19 protein-coding genes are annotated in these 19,734 nt (G+C 49.5%); 3 read left to right on the top strand and 16 right to left on the bottom strand.

Annotated elements, in window-relative coordinates; genetic code table 11:
* Nucleotides 1–112: 112 nt before the first annotated feature.
* The 4 genes from L6H65_RS09640 to L6H65_RS09625 form a co-directional block, all read right to left on the bottom strand.
* Nucleotides 113–1,771: an amino acid permease gene (locus tag L6H65_RS09640; protein ID WP_236340768.1), complete on the bottom strand. Its 1,659-nt coding sequence runs from the start codon at nt 1,769–1,771 to the stop codon at nt 113–115.
* A 70-nt stretch (nt 1,772–1,841) separates the two neighbouring features.
* A complete protein-coding gene (locus tag L6H65_RS09635) occupies nt 1,842–2,432 on the bottom strand; it encodes a response regulator (RefSeq protein ID WP_236340766.1) in 591 nt (196 codons plus the stop codon).
* A gap of 90 nt (nt 2,433–2,522) precedes the next feature.
* On the bottom strand, nt 2,523–3,134 hold the full coding sequence (locus L6H65_RS09630; RefSeq protein ID WP_236340764.1) for a DUF3298 and DUF4163 domain-containing protein: 612 nt from the start codon (nt 3,132–3,134) through the stop codon (nt 2,523–2,525).
* A gap of 85 nt (nt 3,135–3,219) precedes the next feature.
* A complete protein-coding gene (locus L6H65_RS09625; RefSeq protein ID WP_236340762.1) occupies nt 3,220–3,945 on the bottom strand; it encodes a phosphonate ABC transporter ATP-binding protein in 726 nt (241 codons plus the stop codon).
* A gap of 148 nt (nt 3,946–4,093) precedes the next feature.
* Here L6H65_RS09625 and L6H65_RS09620 point away from each other — a divergent pair, with 148 nt between their 5' ends.
* The gene (locus L6H65_RS09620; protein WP_236340753.1) at nt 4,094–4,315 is read left to right on the top strand and encodes a hypothetical protein; all 222 of its coding nucleotides are present in this window, start codon (nt 4,094–4,096) and stop codon (nt 4,313–4,315) included.
* A 71-nt stretch (nt 4,316–4,386) separates the two neighbouring features.
* Here L6H65_RS09620 and L6H65_RS09615 read toward each other — a convergent pair whose 3' ends face one another.
* Nucleotides 4,387–4,524, bottom strand: a complete 138-nt coding sequence (locus L6H65_RS09615; RefSeq protein ID WP_236340750.1) for a hypothetical protein — start codon at nt 4,522–4,524, stop codon at nt 4,387–4,389.
* Nucleotides 4,525–4,649: 125 nt separating this feature from the next.
* Here L6H65_RS09615 and L6H65_RS09610 point away from each other — a divergent pair, with 125 nt between their 5' ends.
* Entirely contained in the window at nt 4,650–5,402 is a 753-nt protein-coding gene (locus L6H65_RS09610; RefSeq protein WP_236340748.1) for an HAD family hydrolase, read from the top strand.
* Nucleotides 5,403–5,665: 263 nt separating this feature from the next.
* Here the strand turns inward: L6H65_RS09610 and L6H65_RS09605 are convergent, their stop codons facing one another.
* The 11 genes from L6H65_RS09605 to pdhA all read right to left on the bottom strand — a co-directional run bounded on the left by L6H65_RS09605 (nt 5,666) and on the right by pdhA (nt 18,327).
* Entirely contained in the window at nt 5,666–8,095 is a 2,430-nt protein-coding gene (locus L6H65_RS09605; RefSeq protein WP_236340735.1) for a DNA topoisomerase 3, read from the bottom strand.
* 12 nt (nt 8,096–8,107) lie between these two features.
* Nucleotides 8,108–9,226 carry a hypothetical protein gene (locus L6H65_RS09600; RefSeq protein ID WP_236340733.1) on the bottom strand — a complete coding sequence of 373 codons (1,119 nt, stop codon included), beginning with the start codon at nt 9,224–9,226 and terminating at the stop codon, nt 8,108–8,110.
* Between the two features lie 45 nt (nt 9,227–9,271).
* On the bottom strand, nt 9,272–9,607 hold the full coding sequence (locus L6H65_RS09595; RefSeq protein ID WP_236340731.1) for a hypothetical protein: 336 nt from the start codon (nt 9,605–9,607) through the stop codon (nt 9,272–9,274).
* A gap of 100 nt (nt 9,608–9,707) precedes the next feature.
* On the bottom strand, nt 9,708–11,195 hold the full coding sequence (locus L6H65_RS09590; RefSeq protein WP_236340729.1) for a glutamate synthase subunit beta: 1,488 nt from the start codon (nt 11,193–11,195) through the stop codon (nt 9,708–9,710).
* Nucleotides 11,196–11,411: 216 nt separating this feature from the next.
* Nucleotides 11,412–11,918 (bottom strand): dihydrofolate reductase, encoded by a 507-nt coding sequence (locus tag L6H65_RS09585; protein ID WP_236340727.1) that lies wholly within the window; start codon nt 11,916–11,918, stop codon nt 11,412–11,414.
* A 26-nt stretch (nt 11,919–11,944) separates the two neighbouring features.
* Nucleotides 11,945–12,739, bottom strand: a complete 795-nt coding sequence (gene thyA / locus L6H65_RS09580; protein ID WP_290370360.1) for a thymidylate synthase — start codon at nt 12,737–12,739, stop codon at nt 11,945–11,947.
* A 67-nt stretch (nt 12,740–12,806) separates the two neighbouring features.
* Nucleotides 12,807–13,295: an acyl-CoA thioesterase gene (locus L6H65_RS09575; protein ID WP_236340711.1), complete on the bottom strand. Its 489-nt coding sequence runs from the start codon at nt 13,293–13,295 to the stop codon at nt 12,807–12,809.
* A gap of 99 nt (nt 13,296–13,394) precedes the next feature.
* Complete coding sequence (lpdA, locus tag L6H65_RS09570) at nt 13,395–14,810, bottom strand: dihydrolipoyl dehydrogenase (protein WP_236340703.1); 1,416 nt, start codon at nt 14,808–14,810, stop codon at nt 13,395–13,397.
* A gap of 4 nt (nt 14,811–14,814) precedes the next feature.
* Nucleotides 14,815–16,161: a dihydrolipoamide acetyltransferase family protein gene (locus tag L6H65_RS09565; RefSeq protein ID WP_236340701.1), complete on the bottom strand. Its 1,347-nt coding sequence runs from the start codon at nt 16,159–16,161 to the stop codon at nt 14,815–14,817.
* A gap of 67 nt (nt 16,162–16,228) precedes the next feature.
* Nucleotides 16,229–17,206, bottom strand: coding sequence for an alpha-ketoacid dehydrogenase subunit beta (locus L6H65_RS09560; protein WP_236340699.1), 978 nt, complete (start codon nt 17,204–17,206; stop codon nt 16,229–16,231).
* A 53-nt stretch (nt 17,207–17,259) separates the two neighbouring features.
* A complete protein-coding gene (pdhA, locus tag L6H65_RS09555) occupies nt 17,260–18,327 on the bottom strand; it encodes a pyruvate dehydrogenase (acetyl-transferring) E1 component subunit alpha (protein WP_236340698.1) in 1,068 nt (355 codons plus the stop codon).
* A 284-nt stretch (nt 18,328–18,611) separates the two neighbouring features.
* On the opposite strand from pdhA, the gene L6H65_RS09550 reads away from it, so the two are divergent.
* The gene (locus tag L6H65_RS09550; protein ID WP_236340697.1) at nt 18,612–19,349 is read left to right on the top strand and encodes an alpha/beta hydrolase; all 738 of its coding nucleotides are present in this window, start codon (nt 18,612–18,614) and stop codon (nt 19,347–19,349) included.
* Nucleotides 19,350–19,734 lie beyond the last annotated feature (385 nt).

The following is a 19,734-nucleotide window of genomic DNA, read 5'->3' as shown; positions in this document are numbered from 1 at the left end:
TCGATACATTCCACAGCCCTTCTATTCACTCCATTTTTTCGATGTCGAAAGTCTGATTTTTCTGTTGTTTCCTGCGCTTACCTGGGAAATATTTAAGCATGCTTACGGGAAATTATTGTTGCGGAAATTTTCTTTCAATTCGGATCATTTCATCCAGCTTGAGCCTGCTGAATTTTATCGTCTCACTCGTTCGCAATAAACCCTTCTTCTTTCCCCTTTGGTGGATGAATTCAGCATAGGCAGCGATACAGCAGAATACCGCTCCAGCCGTTGACAATGTCGTGCCATCAAGTATCCATATTGCAACCACCGCACTTATCATTAACCACAGAAAGGAGACTCCGTCCACGAACGGCGATAATTTCCCAACCTGCCATGGGCCATGTAGAGCCGGAGGTATCAACCCTCTTCGCGCGTGAATTTTCAATCCGATTGGAATCGCATACGCCAAATGAAGCGCTATCATACCGCTTAGAATTAGTGGAACGAAAGTACTTTCACCGAATGTGCTGAAGAACAGCAGGAAGCTGGAAACAAGACCAGCCGCCAAAGCAATACCAACTGCAGAGCCAATCGGAACGCGAGTCTTCTCCGACACGGCGGACAACCGTCTCGGCAATGGAGAAGCATTGTCTCTTGCCAGGGAGAACAGCATGCGGGCTCCTGTGTTCATAGCTGCCAGACCGCTATTCCATCCAAGCAGCAGAACAACAATACAAACCATCCAACTGGCAGCTCCGCCCCAGCCCAGCCACAGATCTGTCAGCCACCCGCCTAGCGCGCTATAGGAGCCGTACCCTGCTGTGACAGATGGAAACTGCATGAGAAGGATAACAAACAAGACAAAACCAAAGATAAATATATAAACGACAGACAAATATATCGACCAGGGGACATTGATTCTGGGATCAACCGTTTCTTCTGCCAACTGTGCTGCCGCATCGCCCCCAATGAATAACCTTTGCAGGAGCAGCAAGCCTGACAGGAAGGACAGCGATGTACTCGAACCGGCGGAGGTCCCTCCTATATCATACAGCCGGTCAAGCGGCACAACACCTGGCCATGATATCGCGATAAGTGTCCCTGCAACTCCAACGATGAAACCAAGATGCAGCCATGTCATTGAACCCCATATCCGTCTGAGAGATACAGCGCCATTGCAGCTGACAATAGTCTGAGAAAGATACAACCCAACCATAATCGCACACAATGACCATGAGCTTGTATCATAACCGAACAGATTCCCTGCTGTGTCATTCAACCAGCTCGCGCATAACAGATTTGCAGCCACAAGAAGAACCATATTGCCTGATAAATGAAGCCAGCCCGTTATGACTGCCAGTCGTCGCCCGCCGCACGCAACTGCCCAGTGATAACAGCCTCCGGCAAGAGGGAAGGCAGATGCCAGCATCGCTAATGAACAAGCCGTCACAATTCCGAACAGAGCCAGCAGCGGCCACCCTATGCCAACAACAGCAGGGCCACCCGCAGCAGCAGCAGGACCAAGCAGGAATAAAGCGCCCCCAGCAGCGGACAAGGTGGAGAAGGAAGCGCCAAAGGCAGTGAAGGAGCCAAATGAGCGTGATAGCTGCTGCGCGTAGCCGTATCGGTTTAATTCATGCTTATCCTGCATAAAGCGAACATAATCGGAGTGCTGATTCAATGACTGATGGAGCGACTGGCCGGATCTCCCTTGCGCCACTGCGCCGAGATATACCGCTATCACGCCAATGAATAGAAATATCAGCAAACCCGTATAAACCATAAACATAGCTCCACCCCCATACATTGACTGTATGAGGGTGGAGCGGTTGTCAGCACTTGATTATGCGAATGCGAAGCTACGACGATCTAAGGCTGCTCAATACGAGTGATTTTACAATCTCAATGTCAAAAGGCTTTGTGAAAAATGCCAGCGTCCCAAGCTGCTTCGCCAGCTCCAGCTTATCTGAATCGCCGTATGCTGTAATCATAGCAACCTTAACAGTGGAATTGAAACTGCGAATTTCGGTAAGCGTTTCGAAGCCGTCCATATCTGGCATCTTCACATCCATTAATATGAAGTCGATTGGAATCTGTCGCACCAATTCAATAGCCATTCTTCCATTGCTGGCCTCACAGACCTGCAGCCCTTCGAGCTCAAACATCTCGCATAGCAGCATTCTTATCGCCGCTTGATCATCAACGATCAGTATACGAGGGGGCATATCACCCGATTTGGGCGGAGCAGCTTGAATCGGCAGTTCCAATTGACGGTCAGAAGCATCCCGATCTTTCCCGGCATGAGATAATAACTTTTGCATCGGCTCAGCCTGTATCTGTTCTACACGATCATTGTCAGCAGCACTTAGACGTTTAAGTTTCGATTGACGTATAATATAAAAGATTAACGCTGCACCTGCAAAAAGCAGCAGTATGAGAAAATAATTCATGAGAATGCTCCTCTAATCAGCTTTCCCATACCACTTTTCGACATGTCCTCGAAAATTCCTCTATTACGAGTGATAAAACATTTTCATCACCTAATAATTCACAGTCATGGGCGCGAGTGGTCCATTGGGATTAATAATATCTGACAGCTCGTATACAGAAATCGGAAAGTAAGGGAAACCAAAGGCGTATGGCGTCAATTCATATAAAGCAAAATAAATGACAAGCGCACGATCCGCAATATAGAAGGATTGATTAGGACTAATAGTGGTAAAGGGCTCCAATGTAGCAATTCCCCTCGCCTCTATCTGTCCTTTAATAATATCCGATAACCTGCTCACATAAGGGCTTCTCGGCTTGAACAATTCAGACAATGAATAGGACTTGCCTGTTCCGGTATCGAAGGTAAGCGACGCTTGAAGCGTCAATCCATGCGCTCCGCCTGTATAGGCGTAATTAAAAAGCGAGAGGCTCAGCACATTTTTCTCGTTTGTTTTTATTTCAAAGTACCCCTGCATTTCCGCTCTTGGATCATCCAGCGAACCCTGCTCTGCCACGAGCTCTCTAACTTTGTTTCTAATCATCTCGTTCATTGCGTTGCGTGCCGCCGGGTTGTGCAGACCGCTTACTACGGGAACCCAGAGCTCAGCTTTGGGAAAGGTAACGCGTGAAGCATGAATGACGGCTGGAAATTGGAATGCCATATTTGGTCACCTGCCTAATTAGGATGATGCTCCATTATATGCGCCCTTCCATGTTCCCATTGCTAATTCCCGCTTTTTTAATGACTTACAGCAGCTGCTTCTCGCGTTCTGTCAATCTTCTTCCTTTAATATCCAGGACAAGCTTCCCGCTATTAAGGCCAAGAATACGGTCTGCGTAACGTTCCGCCCAATCCCCTTGATGTATGACGGCTATTATGGTTACCCCTTGGGACTGGCACATTCCCTTCAAATCCGTTAATACCTGCTCAGCAGTATGCGGATCCAGGCCAGAGACAGGCTCATCGATGAGAAGTGTCTTGGCGCCGTGCACGAGAGCCCGCGCGATTGCTACCCGCTGCTTCTCACCGCCGCTTAATTTGTCTGCGGTCATTCCGGCCTTGTCAAGCAGGCCGCGTTTCTCAATCATATCCATTGCGCCCATATGATCGTCGCTTCTTATCCTTCCCGTCAGCCTTCTCCATAGCGGAGTTTGGTGAGAAGCGCCAATAAGAACATTTTTCAGAACGGTCCGATTGTGCAGAAGCGTTGGCTTCTCCTCCAAATATGCCATTTCACGACGGAGCTTGAGCTTGCCTGCAAGGCCTTTATCAAAAATAGATATGCCATCAACAACATATGTACCGCTGTTCCATTTCTCACGCAGTGCCAAACAGCGCAGCAGCATCGACTTGCCGCTCCCGCTCGCTCCTTTAATTGCGACGAATTCTCCCCGCTGAATTTCAAAGCTGACATCCGAAAGTACAGTCGGTCCGCCTGGTATTTGCTTCGCTAGTTGAGTTACTTTAATCATCTGCGGCGCTCCTTTTATACTGATATCAGTTACGTCTATCAATCTAGTTTAAGGGATTCAAATAATTGTTTCCATCCGAACAAATGTTTGGTATAATCAAATATAAGAACAGGTGTTCTAAAATTGATTTCTGAGGAGGCTGATCATCATGAGAAACTGTGAAAACTATCGATTCATCGAAAGGCACCGCCCGTGGCGCGATTTGACATTTAAGTTCTACTCCGACGGCGCATTGACTATTATCGACAACGCAGTGGACGAGGTGATCACACCTCGGGAGCTTAAGGGCGAGAGCTATGATTTCTATGTCCGTAGACGGATTGCGTTTATTAAGCAAGATTTGAATGCCAAACAGAGCAAGTATGCTTAATCGTCCCTCCGTGCGCCTCTGGCGAATGCGTGAGGCGCACTTGGGAACACGTTGCTGATCATACTTATAAACTACTGCTGCTGTTTGTTAATATTGTTTAAGCTGGGCGGTCGCTGCCCTGTTTTCTCCGGCTTCGTAGTTATGGCTGGTTCTTCGAAGCTGGCCTCGTTGCGCTGATTGTCCTTCTTCTCGCTTTTGTTGAATGGCATGGTTAGACTCACCTCCGGATAAAGTATTTGTTAATGGCGACAAACTTATTCGATTTGACGGACCGTCCCAATGTGCGGTAAATTGTTCATACAGTCCGCAACCATTGAGGAAGGAGCCGACCCGGATGAAACAGAATATACTATTCGATCTTGATGATACACTCATATATTGCAATCGATATTTCTATTTCGTCATCGATCAATTTATCGATTCCATGACCGATTATTTTCGTGGTTTTGAGCTATCGCCAGAAATCATTCGCAACAAGCAAACAGAGATCGATATCGCCAGAGTCCATGCCATCGGCTTCAAGAGCGACCATTTTCCGCAATCATTCATTGATACTTATCGCCACTTCTCAGACTTTGTCGGCAGGGCAACTTCCGTTGTGGAAGAGGACATGCTGTGGAAGCTTGGCCGAAGCGTATATGAGCATGAGGTTGAGCCTTACCCTTATATGGAGGAAACGCTGCATTCCCTTGCATCCAGCGGTCATGAGCTTCATTTGTATACAGGCGGCGAACTGCTCATTCAACAGCGCAAGATAGAGAAGATGCAGCTCCAGCGTTATTTCGGCAATCGCATCTACATTCGTTCTCATAAGAATAACGAAGCTATGGAGAATATTCTGCAGGAAGGCGGCTTTGACCGCAGCTCGACATGGATGATCGGCAATTCCATACGGACCGATGTCGTCCCTGCCCTCACCTCAGGCATTCATGCTATCCATATGAAGGCAGACTCCGAATGGGTCTACAATATCGTTGGAATTGATATCGTACCCAAGGGCGCTTTCTACACCTTGAATCAGTTGAATGAGATTCCCGATACGATACACAGCTATTTATTCGAACGCTCAAGCAACAGCATGATATAGCTATAAGCTATAGGAAGCGTGCTCGACGAACGATGCTGTCCCAACGAGTAAGCTGCTGCTTGAAGCAGACAACTGCTATATGGGAGCAACACTTCTAGAGCCTTCCTATACATCCGCTTAGAAAGTCATAGTAGTCAAATGCGAAAAAGTGGCTGAACAGAGTTAATTCTCTGTTCAGCCACTTTTTCAACGTGTGCAATAACCCATTTTCGTAATAATCCGGATCTAGAAGCTTTAATCAATCCCTATTAAGGATAAGCCGATTAGTATTCGTCCGCAGGTACGAATTGAACGGTTCCTTTGTCGCGATCCGAGAGGATCAGCTTGCCGGTAGAAGATGATCCGTCTTCCGCTTTCAACGTAATCTTGCGTGTCGTACCATTAGCGGCAATCGCCTTCGCCATAGCTGCTGTAATGATTCTACCCTGCTGCTCCTTCCATATGACGAAAGAACAGCCCTCTCTAAAGCGAATACAGCCATATCCTCGTTTTCCTTCAACGATCTGTCCCCCGCACCCTGGTCGAGGACATGCAGCGATAACGGCCGGGCCTTGGCTTGCGGGTTTCGCCGATACTGCTTCCCCGCCTTCTTCATTCTTCCCAACAGAAGAACCTCTTCTGGTCGAAGTCGTTCCTCCAGTCGTGGAGCCCCTCCTAGTCGAAGTCGTTCCACCAGAGGAGGTATTCCTTCCAGTCGAGCTCTTGTCCCCAGCCGAGCTGCTTCCTCCAGTCGCGGTTTTTTTCCCGCTTGCAGAGGTCCCTTCTTTCTCTTGGCTCCCTTTGCTCCCGCGACCGCGTACCTTCTTCTCTGACTCCGGCTCAGCAAACAGGCTAGCCGCAGCCGGACGCTGCCGCTTCACCTTGCCCACGATCATCTCAGCGAATTGCTTCACCTTCATCATGAACTGCTCATCCGAAGCTTCGCCCTTGGAAATTTGATGGAGCCGCTGCTCCCAGCGTCCCGTCATCTCAGGCGATGCCAGCAGTTCAACACCTGCTCCGCGAATAAGCTCGATAGCGGCGCAGCCCTTTGTCGTAATATCAAGACGCTTGCCATTGGGCTTAATATAACCGACATGCTTAAGCCGCTCTATTGTTGCCGCGCGTGTAGCCGGTGTTCCAAGACCAGTCTGCTTCATCGCTTCCCGCAGCTCATCGTCTTCAATAGACTTTCCCGCGCCTTCCATCGCTTTAAGCAGCGTCCCTTCGGTGAATGGCTTTGGCGGCTTGGTCGCTTTTTCAACAGCAGCAGCTTCTGTACAATGTACAGGCGCAGCGGCGTTCACGGAGAATGGACGGTCCGTCACCATCAATTCGTCCTCTGCATCGCCCTCGCCTTGATCGTCAGACTTCTTCTTGCGTGATTTCTCGGGCGCTGCCTTATTATCATCGGCACTTAACACAACACGCCAGCCAGCATCCAGCTGCTCCTTGGCCCGAGTGCGGAAAGTCTCCCCTTCAACTTCTGTAATAACCTCATGATTGTTGTACACAGCAGGCGGATAATAATGAGACAGGAACCTTCGTACGATCATATCGTATATATTTTGCTCGTCGGCACTAAGCGAGCCTGGCTTCTTGGGTGTTGGAAGAATCGCATGGTGATCCTCTACCTTCGCAGGGTTACATACCGCTTTATTGCCTTTATGTACACGTCCACGGTCTGCTCCACTCGCCAGCTCACCATATGCTGAAGACTGCTTCAAAGTATTCAGCACATTGCCCATAATCGGAATATTCTCTTCAGTCACATAGTTGGAGCTGGTTCTTGGATACGTTATGACTTTGTGCTTCTCATAAAGCGCCTGCGCAATATCAAGCGTCTTCTTGGCAGGATAGCCGAATCTGCCATTCGCCTCCCGTTGCAGCAAGGTCAGATCATACAATCGGAACGGATATTCCTTCGATTCATTTGTTTCATAGCTAACGATTCGCCCCTGCTTGTCGGCTACCTTGGCAGCAAGCGCTTCTGCCTGCTCTCGTTTCGTGATGCGCTCTCCCTGCCAAAGCCCCTTATAGCTGAAATCATCCTGCTGGAACATAGCCTGAACAACAAAGAACGTCTCACTATCGAATGCAGTAATTTCTTTATGTCGATCATATAGCAGCGCCAGAACAGGTGTTTGTACCCTTCCTACAGACAGCAAAGTACGGTGTTTAATTGTAAAAGCTCTGGAAGCATTCATGCCAACAAGCCAATCCGCCTCGCTTCGGGCGCGCGCCGCTCGCGTGAGCGGATCATACTCCTGGTCACTGCGCAGCATATCGAACCCACGACGAATAGTCTCCGGAGTCAAGTCGGAGATCCATAGCCGCTCTGTCGGCTGTGTCATTTTCAAATATTGTCTAATTAAATGGAAGATCAGTTGACCTTCACGCCCGGCATCGCATGCATTGACCAAACGATCGCATCGCTTGGACAGATCGCCGATGACATGAAGCTGATCCTTCGTCTTCGGGTTCGGGAACAAAATGAACCGATCCGGGATAATGGGCAGATCTGCTTCATTCCACCGTTTATACTTCGGATCATAATGATCCGGTTCAGCCAGACTGACCAGATGCCCGATGGCCCATGTAATAATATAGTGCTCGCCTTCCAGATAGGACCGTTTGTTCTGCGCTTTCGGTTCAATGACAGCAGCAATTGTGCGGCCCATATCCGGCTTCTCAGCGATGATTAATGTTTTCAACTGATCGCCTCTTTACTGCTGGTTATGACGTTTCATTGCATTAAAAATACTTCTAACGCCGTTCGACCAATTCGGGTCCTCAGCATATTGTCTGTTGATCCACGTAAAAGCATCTACATTCGAAGGTTTATCCTTGCTAAGACGTGTAATGGTTCGAGCTGCAATCGCAGCGGATTGCTTGATCGTTGTATTATAATCTTCCCAACTATGATAGACGTTGAACGGATTATTCGCAATCTTCTTCGCCTGCTCATGATCTCTTGGTACAAATCCCTGCTCCTGTCCTGTAATCGCAAATAGAAACAAAGGGTTAATGTCAAATTCCTGTGCAACAGCAAGAATCGCATCCATATAAGGAGAATCGGCGAGAATCGAATTTTTGCCCTTCAGATATGCTGTCAGACGAGCACGATCCACTTCGACGTATTGCAGCTCAGAAGGCAGCTCGTTCTTGGCAGCCGGCAAGCTGGTCCTCTCAGGCTTCATTGCGATCGGAGGAGCCTCCGGCTTCGTAATGGCCTGCGGCTCTGCGAGATGCCAGCCATACAGCGTTGTCATCATAACTAGAAGGACGGATAGCGCTGCGTATAGAATCGTACGTTTGACGCTTCGTTGTCCAACAGGAAGCTTAATAACTTGTCCACTGCCACTATCCGCAGTATAGGGCACAGCAGGGCTCTCTTGAACCGCCAGTCCAGCAGCCAACGACTGCACAACACGCCATGCTGAATCGTCCGTCTTACCGGACGTTTGCGCACGAAGAGCTTCCGCTATGAACCCTCTGAACATCTCCTGATCCATCAGCACATTCAGCCGCTGCTCCATCCATGCATGCAAAGGTTCAAACAGCAGCGGGTCCTCATGATCCAGTGTCAGGCATAATGCGAAAATATGCTCAGCACCAACAGGACGCTGCTGAATCGCAACAACGTTGCGCAGGAGGTCTGCTGCCAGCTCGCGCTTGACCTCTTCCGAATAATCAGGAAGTCCTTTGAGCACAACGCGCTGCATCGCATCCGCTACAATCTCTGCATGACGATGACTGGGCAGATCCGCATATTTAATTTTTACATAGCGACGAATGTTTCCAATGTCGGTCGGCGTAAGCATCGTTGCGCCGTCGGTCCGCATCGTTATTCCCCCAACTGAAAAGCAGCTATTCCAATCTCTTCGATTCTACCACAACTTTCCTGCTCTAGGGGAGGATAGATTTGTAATCGCTTCCTTCATTTCAGGACTATCCATGTATCTCGCTATTTGCGCCTTCTCGCTTGCTGTAAATTGAAACTCACAATCACAGCCCTCATCTAGAGGAGCAATTTCTGCAACAGTTCCATTCCACGCACACACTACAAGCACTGTGAGTGATGTTAGTCCCCCCGGCAGCGGTGTGTCAACCGACAGCTCCACTTCAAGTTCGACATCGATCAACTGTCCGTTGCGGGGTTCAATATGCGCATGAAAAGCAGTGAACACAAGCTCCGTTATCGTATCTGACCCATACTGTATCATTCATGACCCTCCTCAACTGCATTGCCTTATCAAATTAAACCACATAATCCAAGCAAAAAAAAGCGCCCGAGGGCGCTTCCTTGTTGTCATGACGACATCATTATGGCAGCATTGTCGTACCCATCAAATAACGGTCAACCTCACGAGCCGCTTCACGACCTTCGTTGATTGCCCATACAACAAGGCTTTGCCCGCGACGCATATCGCCAGCGGCGAATACTTTATCAACACTCGTGCGATAATCTCCGTAAGACGCCTTCACGTTGGAACGGCGATCCTGCTCCAGACCGAGCTGATTGATAATCGTGTTCTCAGGACCATCGAAGCCAATTGCGATCAGTACGATATCAGCAGGCCAGATTTTCTCCGTACCCGGAATTTCTTTATAGATCTTGCGGCCAGTTTCATCGACCGTTCTTTCGATTTGCACCGTGTGCAATTCCTTCAAATTGCCGTTCTCATCGCCAACGAATTTTTTCGTCAGTACAGAGAAGGCACGCGGATCTTCACCGAAGAGAGCCTTAGCTTCCTCCTGCGCGTAGTCCAGTGTGTAAACATTCGGGAATTCCGGCCAAGGATTGCTCACTTGATCGCGCTCCAATGGCGCCTTCGCATGTGTACCGAATTGAGTAACCGATTTACAGCCATGGCGAAGCGCAGTAGCAACACAGTCCGTTCCTGTATCGCCGCCGCCAATAACAATAACATTCTTGTCTTTAGCGGAAATATAATTGCCGTCCTCCAGGTTGGAGTCCAGATAGCTCTTGATTGTGCCGTTCAAATAATCCATCGCCAGATGAACGCCATTCAGATTGCGGCCTTCGATATCAACCTCGCGAGGCTTCGTAGCGCCGCCGCATAATACAACAGCGTCGAACTCATTCATCAGCTGTGCGGCCGGAATATCCTTGCCGATCTCCGTGTTCGTTACGAATGTAATGCCCTCTGCTTCCAGAAGATCAACTCGGCGTTGAACGACATCCTTCTCCAGCTTCATAGTAGGAATACCATATACGAGCAATCCGCCGATGCGGTCTGCACGCTCGTATACTGTTACAGTATGGCCTGCTTTGTTCAATTGGGCTGCTGTAGCCAAACCAGCAGGGCCAGAGCCGACGACAGCGACACGTTTGCCAGTCCGAACCTTAGGTGGATGAGGAACAACCCATCCCTCGTCGAATCCTTTGTCAATGATCGCTTGCTCAATCGTCTTGATCGTAACAGCATCGCCGATCAGACCAACCGTACATGAGCCTTCGCATGGTGCAGGACATACACGTCCTGTGAACTCGGGAAAATTATTCGTTTTGTGCAAGCGCTCAAGCGCTTCATGCCACAATCCGCGATAGATCAGATTGTTCCATTCCGGGATAAGGTTATTGACTGGACAGCCTGATGCCGATCCGTTAAGCTCCATGCCTGTATGACAATAAGGCGTGCCGCAATCCATGCAGCGCGCTCCTTGTGTGCGTAATTGATCATCGCTGAAATGCTTATGAAATTCTCCCCAATCCTTAATCCGTTCAAGCGGATCGCGGTCAGTGGGCAGCTCGCGTTTAAAGTCCATAAAACCAGTAGGTGTTGACATGATCGCTCTCCTCCATCTCTTTATGCAAGGTACGCTCGTTAGTATCTCTCTAGAAAATATATCGAGAAATCCTCGTATATACAATATCAATCCCTGCCAGGCAAAGGATGTGATCTATATAATCGTAGCAATTGCACATCAACCGTTAAATGGATTATCCGTATAATAATTTGCACTTTGCTACATATTGTTCGTCATTTACGAGACGGAAATGATCTAATTTTTCAACGTTTTCCGCAAATAGGTGCAAATTTTGAAGTTATAGCCGTTCTTCTCATCCTTCTCGTAGAAAACCTGGTCTTCAAGCTGCCAATCCTCGGCAGTGAAAGCTGGAAAAAAAGCATCCCCCTCAATATCAGCGGACACTTCAGTCAAGAGCAGCTTATCCGCATGAGCAAGGAATTGCTTATAGATCTCTTCCCCGCCGATAATAACAAGCTCTTCCCCTTCGCCAGCCAGCCTCGATAGCGTTTCCTGAACGGTGTGGACGGTCTCACAGCCCTCTGCGCTCCAGTCCTGATTACGGGTCAGCACAATGTTGCGGCGGTCCTTGAGCGGTCTCCCAAGCGATTCATACGTCTTGCGTCCCATAACCACAGTCTTGCCTATAGTCGAACGGCGAAAATGAGCCATCTCGGCAGGCAGCTTCCACGGCAATTCATTGTTGATGCCGATGACATTGTTGTGAGCCATTGCAGCTATTATTGTGATCGTTGACGCCACACTTCGAGCCTCCCTTTCTAAACCTTCTAAATGGCCACTTCCGCTTTTATTGTAGGATGATGGGCGTAATTAGCAATTTCAAAGTCTTCAAACTTATAATCGAAGATGGTGTCCGGTTTGCGCTTTATAATAAGCTGCGGCAGGGGCAGGGGCTCTCTAGTCAGCTGAAGCTTCACCTGCTCGATGTGATTGCTATAAATATGAACATCCGCTCCAGAATAGATGAAATCCCCGACCTCCAGCTCACACTGCTGTGCAATCATATGAGTCAGAAGCGCATATTGTGCAATATTGAAGGGCAAGCCCAGGAATGTATCGGACGAACGCATCGTCAGCATACAAGATAATTTGCCGCCAGCTACATAGAATTGGAATACAAAATGGCATGGCGGAAGCTTCATATTGTCAATCTCGGCAACATTCCAAGCAGAAACGATGTGCCGCCGCGAATCCGGATTGCGCTTGATGGAATCAACAACCGCTGCGATCTGGTCTATTGTGCGCCCATCCGGCGTCTCCCAGGCACGCCACTGCGAACCATATACAGGACCAAGATCGCCGTTCTCATCAGCCCATTCATTCCAGATACGCACGCCATTTTCTTGCAAATAGCGCACATTCGTCTCGCCCATCAGAAACCAAAGCAGCTCATGAATTATCGATTTCACATGCATCCGTTTCGTTGTAACTAACGGGAAGCCTTTGCTCAGATCGTAACGAAGCTGCCTGCCGAATACGGACAATGTGCCCGTTCCTGTCCGATCCTCCTTTGCTGTTCCGTTCTCCAGCACATCCTGCAGCAAATCCAAATATGATCTCAAAACCGTGATGCCTCCTTCTCGTGCGTTCGCGTCGTTGCTCATGTTCAATGTCCTTATATTCTACCATTTAACGAACATTCTGTCTTTCCTGTTTTCTTTCCATTCGTCCTTCATAGCGACTGACCGCCGATGCGTGGAGGGCTCTCTCTTCAGCCGTTTCAGGAATAACCGCCGGAACCTCTGAGGGTCTGCCGTTCTCATCGAGCGCGACGAAAGAGAAGAAGGCAGTAACGGCTGTCTTTCGCTCTCCCGTATACACATTCTCTGCCTCGACCTTAACGTAGACCTCCATCGAGCTCCTGTGCGTCCAGGTTACATAAGCTTCGACCACGATAACATCACCGACCCGTATAGGAGCCACAAAATCAATGCTGTCCGACGATACGGTTACCGCAGGCTTGCGGGAATGACGCATGCTGGCGATCGCAGCCAGCTTGTCCATATACTCCATTACTTTACCGCCAAACATCGTCCCATGATAATTCGTATCCGACGGAAAAATCAGCTGTGTCATAATCGAACGCGATTCACTTGCAGGTCTGCTCTCTCGCTCCATGCTCACTACCCCCTATTCAAGATTTCGAATCAGAAAAGAGGCCAGCCGCTTCAACAACGGCATGACCTCTTACCTCATAAAGGCTTAACAACGAAAATATTATTTGCTAATGGCGTGTATCGGATGGCCAAGCGCCATTTCGACCGCATCGAGTACGATCTCTCCAAGCGTTGGATGCGCATGAATCGTCAGAGCGATATCCTCAAGCGTAGCACCCATCTCAATAGCCAGACCAAGCTCGGCAATCATGTTGGAAGCTTCGATTCCGGCAATTTGCGCGCCTAGAACAAGACCATTGTCCGCATCTGCGATAACCTTCACGAAGCCCTCTTTGACGCCGAGAGACAATGCGCGGCCATTGATGTTGAAGGGGAATTTGCCAACCTTCACATTGTGGCCTTTATCCTTCGCTTCCTTCTCGCTGTAGCCGACGCTGGAGCACTCGGGATCGGAGAAGACGACAAGCGGAATGCATTTGTAATCGATTTTGCTTGGCTGTCCGGCAATAACCTCGGCTGCAACGCGGCCTTCGTACATCGCCTTATGTGCCAGAGCAGGCCCGTCAATAATATCGCCAATCGCGAAAATATGCGGGACGTTCGTGCGGCATTGCTCATCCACTTCAATCAGACCGCGATCGGTCATTTTGATATTGATCAGATCAAGGCCAAGCTCGCCATCCGTATTCGGACGACGTCCAACCGTAACGAGCAGATAGTCTGCCGTCACTTGCTTGTCTTCTCCACCCACCGTGTACGTAACCGTAACATCGTTGTCGGTCTGTTCCGCGCTTTTTGCTTGTGCGCCGGTCACAATTTCCGCCTGCGAGCCTTTGAGCTTCTTGGCCACAAGAGAAGACATATCTTTGTCGAAGCCCGGAAGAATGGTATCTGAGCCTTCGATAATCGTTACTTTCGTGCCAAAGCGTGCGTACATTTGTCCAAGCTCAACACCGATGTAGCCACCGCCGATAACGATCAGGCTCTTCGGAATTTCCGGCAGCGACAGCGCTTCGGTCGAAGACACGATGCGGCCGCCATAAGGGAATGCTTTGAGCTCAATTGGACGGGAGCCAGTAGCGATAATGCAGTTTTTGAACCGGTAACGAGGCGCTTCCTGATCATTGAAGACACGGGCCTCATTCTCATTGATGAACATAACCTCGCCGCTGAAGTACTCGATCTTGTTCGCCTTGAGCAGCGATGCAACGCCGCCGGTCAGCTTTTTCACAACGCCATTCTTGAACTCCTGAACCTTGCTCCATTCAACCTTCACATCAGAAGCCGTAATACCGAACTGTGAAGCATGGCCAATGGATTCATATTGATGCGATGCGGATATGAGCGCCTTGGAAGGGATGCATCCCACATTCAAGCATACGCCGCCAACATAAGCTTTATCTACAACAAGAACATTCTGGCCGAGCTGAGCAGCGCGAATTGCCGCTACATAACCGCCTGGTCCTGCACCAATGACTAGAGTATCGATATCCAGTGAAGCGTCACCTACTACCATTGGGTTACACCTCCATTACGAGCAATTGTGGGTCTGCAAGCAGTTGCTTGATGTAATTCATGAAATTCTGGGCTGTCGCTCCATCGATCAGACGATGGTCGAAGCTGAGTGACAGAGCCATAACTGGAGCGACTACAATCTCTCCATTCTTGACTACAGGTTTCTCTGTTATACGTCCAGTACCGAGAATCGCAACCTCAGGGAAGTTGATAACCGGCGTGAAGAACATGCCGCCAGCAGAACCGATATTCGATATCGTGATCGTGCTGCCCTTCAGCTCACTGCCTGCCAGCTTGCCGTCGCGTCCGCGCGTAGCCAGATCCTTGATCGTCTCTGCAACCATCCAGACATTTTTGCGGTCCGCATCCTGAATGACGGGAACGATCAGGCCGTTATCCGTATCCGTAGCGATTCCAATATTGTAATATTTCTTGTAAACAATCTCCTGCTTCTCTTCATCCAGCATCGCATTCATGATTGGGAATTGACGACATGCCGCCACAAGTGCTTTCACAATGAACGGCAAGTAAGTCAGCTTGACGCCCTTCTTCTCGGCAAGCGGCTTCGCTTTCGTGCGGAGCGCGACGAGCTCGGTAACGTCAACCTCATCCATAATCGTGACATGCGGAGCGGTGTAGACCGACTTCGACATGGCGTTTGCAATGATTTTGCGGATGCCTTTGAAAGGAACACGCTCTTCAACTCGTTCGCCCGCCTGTGTCGTCACAACAGCTGGTTTGGCATCGCCTGCGCCTCCAGCCGCAACAGCAGCTGTGTCAGCAGGAGCTGCTGCTGCAGTACCGCCGCCTTCAGCGAAAGCATTGATATCTTCGCGGGTAATACGTCCGTTCTTGCCAGTACCAGCTATGCCTGCAAGCTCAACGCCCTTCTCGCGCGCATATTTGCGCACGCTAGGTGTGGCCAGCACGAGACCGCCAGTTGCTTGGGCAGGTGCAGCATCGGATTTCGCAGCCGCCTGAGGGGCAGCATCCTTCGCTGTATCTGCTTGGCTTGTCTTAGGCAGCTCCGATTCAGCCGGCTTGGCAGCCGGGGCTGGAGCGCTTGTGCTGTGGCTGTCGCTGGCTGGAGCTGCTTGCTCAGGAACTTCGCCTTCTGCATCGATAACTGCGACAACTTCCCCAACATGGCAGACTTGTCCGTCCTTCACCAGCACCTCAAGCACTTTGCCGTTTACTGGACAAGGCACTTCAACAATCGCCTTGTCATTCTGCACTTCCATAATGATGTCTTCATCCGTTACCGTATCGCCTGGCTTAATGTGCATTTTAATAATTTCGCCTTCATGCAGACCTTCGCCCAGCTCCGGAAAACGATACTCGAATTTCGCCACGTGACGTGACCTCCCTCATCTCGATCTTGACGACATATCTGTATGATCAAATCAATATTAGAACCAACTAGAATTCCAGAACTTTGTTAACCGCTGCAATTACACGAGCCGGACTTGGCAGCCAAGCATCCTCAACCTGAGCGAACGGATAAACCGTATCCGGACCAGCTACGCGGAGCACTGGCGCTTCCAGATGGAGAATCGCCTTTTCATTAATTTGCGCGATAACCTCAGCAGCAGCACCCGAAGTTTTCTGCGCTTCCTGTACAACAATGGCACGATTCGTCTTCTGAATCGAAGCCACGATGGTATCGATATCAAGCGGCAACAATGTGCGAAGGTCGATAACCTCTGCCTTCACACCGCTCTTCTCCAGCTCTTCAGCCGCTTTAACCGCGGTGTGGACCATCATGCCATAGGCGATGATCGTTACATCGCTGCCTTCGCGAACGACGTTCGCTTTTCCGATAGGCACGGTATAAGCTTCCTCAGGAACATCCTGACGGAACGCGTGGTACAGATTCAAATGCTCCATGAAGAACACAGGATCATTATCACGAATTGCAGATACGAGCAGTCCCTTCGCATCGTAAGGGTTGGAAGGAACGATTACTTTGATGCCTGGTGTTTGAATCGCAAGACCTTCAAGTGAATCCGTATGAAGCTCAGCAGCTTTGACGCCGCCGCCGAACGGGGTGCGGAATACGATTGGCGAATTGTAGCGGCCGCCGGAGCGATAGCGCATACGTGCTGCTTGAATGAACATTTGGTCAAGCGCTTCATAGATGAAGCCGACAAATTGAATTTCAGCTACAGGTCGGAAGCCTTGAATCCCCATCCCTACCGCCATCCCTGCGATTGCAGATTCAGCAAGCGGCGTATCGAACACGCGGTCTTCGCCGAACTCGCCCTGCAGACCTTCCGTTGCGCGGAATACTCCGCCGACCTTACCGACGTCTTCTCCGAAAACAAGAACGTTGGGATCGTTTTTCAACTCGACGCGCATCGCGTCTCGTACCGCTTCTTTCATATTCATTTGAGCCATTGTCGAAGATCCTCCTCCAAGAGTTTTACCCGGCCTTGCTATATGTCAATCCATTATTGAAAATCGGCTTTTTGTTCTTCCAAATGCTGCGGTGTAGCTTCGAACATCGAATCGATCAAGCCAGCAACCGTCATTTTCTCAGTCGCTTCGGCTTTCTTGATATTCTCGTTGACAGCAGCTTTAGCTTCCTCTTTCACACGCGCTGTTTCCTCATCCGACCACAGACCCTTCTTCTCAAGGAACTTGGCGAAGCGAGTCAGCGGATCTTTGAGACTCCATTCAGCTTCCTCGTCTTTCGTCCGGTATTTGGACGTGTCATCCGCCATGGAATGCGGACGGAAACGGTACGTCAGAAGCTCGATCAATGTTGCGCCTTCGCCATTGCGGCCGCGCTCAGCAGCATCGGACACCGCTTTAATAACGGCAAGCACATCCATACCGTCTACCTGTACGCCCTTAATGCCTGCCGCAACCGCTTTATGAGCGATTGACAGCGCAGCTGTCTGCTTCTCGAACGGCGTCGTAATTGCATAGCCGTTATTCTGAACACAGTAGATTACCGGAAGCTTGAAAACGCCTGCAAAATTCAAGCCTTCATAGAAGTCGCCCTCTGAGGAGCCGCCATCGCCTGTATAAGTGATCGCTACGCGCTTCTCATTGCGTTTCTTGAACGCCATTGCAACGCCAGTAGCGTGCAGGATTTGCGCTCCGATGATGATCTGAGGCATCAATACATTAACGCCCTCGGGAATTTGTCCGCCATGCTGGTGACCGCGGGAGTACAGGAATGCTTGGTACAACGGCAAGCCATGCCATACGATTTGCGGCATATCGCGGTAGCCTGGGCATACGAAATCATCCTTATTAAGCGCATACTCGCTACCGATCATGGAAGCTTCCTGACCAGATACCGGAGCATAGAAACCAAGACGGCCTTGTCTGCCAAGATTAACTGCGCGCTCATCCCATGTGCGCGTGAACACCATACGGTACATAACTTCTTTCAGTTGATCGTCTGTCAGGTTCGGCATTAGATCCGGATTGACGATATCACCTTCTGGAGAAAGCACGGATAACGGCAGAACCGGCTCCGTCTGAACTTCGTAAGGCAGCTTACTCATGATCGTTCACCTCAGTAAAATATTTGTAAAACGTCGAGTCTCTGTTATAGAATGATTATAACCCTGTTTACTCTTTACGGTCAAAGCATAAAATAGTAAATCCCGTTGTTTTTTCACACTTTCATTCGTTTTTTACGACATGTTGTATATGTAACAGGTTCATAATTCTTATGTAACAGAATAATACAACAGCCTCACTTCTTGTCGTTTCAGCGCGACAATGTTCTCCCTATTGTTTACCCACAACGCACATAATCATGCAATGCGAAAGGAGATTTTTGCACATGACAGATAGTCGTTATCTGAAACGTATCATTGTGAAAGAGACCGTATCCAGCAGCCACCTGCCGGAAGGCACGAGAGATCTGCGAGTATATCTCCCCCCAGGCTACAATGAAGTGCTTAGCTATCCCATCGTATATTGTCAGGATGGCGAGGATTTCTTCAACTTTGGAAGGATAGCCACTATCGCCAACAAAATGATCCTTGATGATGGTCTTGAACCATTCATTATAGTGGGTGTTGAGGTGGATAAAAGCAAGCGCACTGCCGAATATGCCGCAGATGGCGAACGCCATGCCGCCTATGTTGCTTTTTTCGGCGAGGAGTTGATTCCTTTTGTAGAAGGCAAATACCCTGTTCGGCGTGAAGCGTCTCAGCGCATACTCGCTGGCGATTCATTAGGAGCTACAGTGTCCTTGCACCTCGCTCTCACTTATCCCAAGCTGTTCCAGCAAATCATTTCGCTCTCTGGCGCCTATTACCCCTCATCCTGCTCCATAGCATCGGAGGCCGGTGATCTGAGCTGGTTAACGATGTATATGATTGTAGGTTTGCAGGAGACAGCCTATGAGACCGACCGGGGCGTCTATGATTTTGTCGCTATGAATCGTGAGATGAAACAAATTCTAACGTCCAAAAACGCCTCAATCCGCTATGGCGAGCACGATGGCCAACATGTATGGGGCTTCTGGCAGCGCATGATCCCCGAAGCGCTCCAAACCTTCATCGCTAGTGAGTGATGCAGCCCTTATTACTTGAGAGCAGTTCGGCCCTTGCCTAACCGCATCTGCACACCGGATTCGGCAAGGGCCGAACTGCTCACCGGATTCGGCGCAAGTGACTTAGGTGATGGTTTAGATAGATTTTCCTGCTTACAGCTCACAAACTCCGCACTTTCTGCGCTGTAAGCATGTTTTTCCCTCTTTCACAATCGAATCTCACTTCCGCTACCCCATCACCCGAGCCGTAAGACTGTTTTTCCTGCTTACAGCTCATAAACTCCACACTTTCTGCGCTGTAAGCATGTTTTTCCGTCTTTCACAATTGAATCCCACTCCCACGCCGCCATTTGCCGAGCCGTAAGACTGTTTTTCCTGCTTACAGCTCACAAATTCCACACTTTCT

Origin of the sequence: Paenibacillus plantiphilus (genome assembly GCF_927798095.1) — a bacterium.
Taxonomy (GTDB): domain Bacteria; phylum Bacillota; class Bacilli; order Paenibacillales; family Paenibacillaceae; genus Paenibacillus_Z; species Paenibacillus_Z plantiphilus.
The sequence above is the reverse complement of the archived record's forward strand: the minus strand, read 5'-3'. Positions and strand labels throughout refer to the sequence as shown.

Bases quoted from the DNA above. Each gene is read 5' to 3' on its own strand.
- pdhA (WP_236340698.1), bottom strand. From the start codon at position 18,327: ATGAGTAAGCTGCCTTACGAAGTTCAGACGGAGCCGGTTCTGCCGTTA.
- L6H65_RS09600 (WP_236340733.1), bottom strand. From the start codon at position 9,226: ATGCGGACCGACGGCGCAACGATGCTTACGCCGACCGACATTGGAAAC.
- L6H65_RS09635 (WP_236340766.1), bottom strand. From the start codon at position 2,432: ATGAATTATTTTCTCATACTGCTGCTTTTTGCAGGTGCAGCGTTAATC.
- L6H65_RS09625 (WP_236340762.1), bottom strand. From the start codon at position 3,945: ATGATTAAAGTAACTCAACTAGCGAAGCAAATACCAGGCGGACCGACT.
- L6H65_RS09550 (WP_236340697.1), top strand. From the start codon at position 18,612: ATGACAGATAGTCGTTATCTGAAACGTATCATTGTGAAAGAGACCGTA.
- L6H65_RS09590 (WP_236340729.1), bottom strand. From the start codon at position 11,195: ATGTCAACACCTACTGGTTTTATGGACTTTAAACGCGAGCTGCCCACT.
- L6H65_RS09610 (WP_236340748.1), top strand. From the start codon at position 4,650: ATGAAACAGAATATACTATTCGATCTTGATGATACACTCATATATTGC.
- L6H65_RS09630 (WP_236340764.1), bottom strand. From the start codon at position 3,134: ATGGCATTCCAATTTCCAGCCGTCATTCATGCTTCACGCGTTACCTTT.
- L6H65_RS09560 (WP_236340699.1), bottom strand. From the start codon at position 17,206: ATGGCTCAAATGAATATGAAAGAAGCGGTACGAGACGCGATGCGCGTC.
- lpdA (WP_236340703.1), bottom strand. From the start codon at position 14,810: ATGGTAGTAGGTGACGCTTCACTGGATATCGATACTCTAGTCATTGGT.
- L6H65_RS09595 (WP_236340731.1), bottom strand. From the start codon at position 9,607: ATGATACAGTATGGGTCAGATACGATAACGGAGCTTGTGTTCACTGCT.
- L6H65_RS09640 (WP_236340768.1), bottom strand. From the start codon at position 1,771: ATGTTTATGGTTTATACGGGTTTGCTGATATTTCTATTCATTGGCGTG.
- L6H65_RS09615 (WP_236340750.1), bottom strand. From the start codon at position 4,524: ATGCCATTCAACAAAAGCGAGAAGAAGGACAATCAGCGCAACGAGGCC.
- L6H65_RS09575 (WP_236340711.1), bottom strand. From the start codon at position 13,295: ATGGAGCGAGAGAGCAGACCTGCAAGTGAATCGCGTTCGATTATGACA.
- L6H65_RS09620 (WP_236340753.1), top strand. From the start codon at position 4,094: ATGAGAAACTGTGAAAACTATCGATTCATCGAAAGGCACCGCCCGTGG.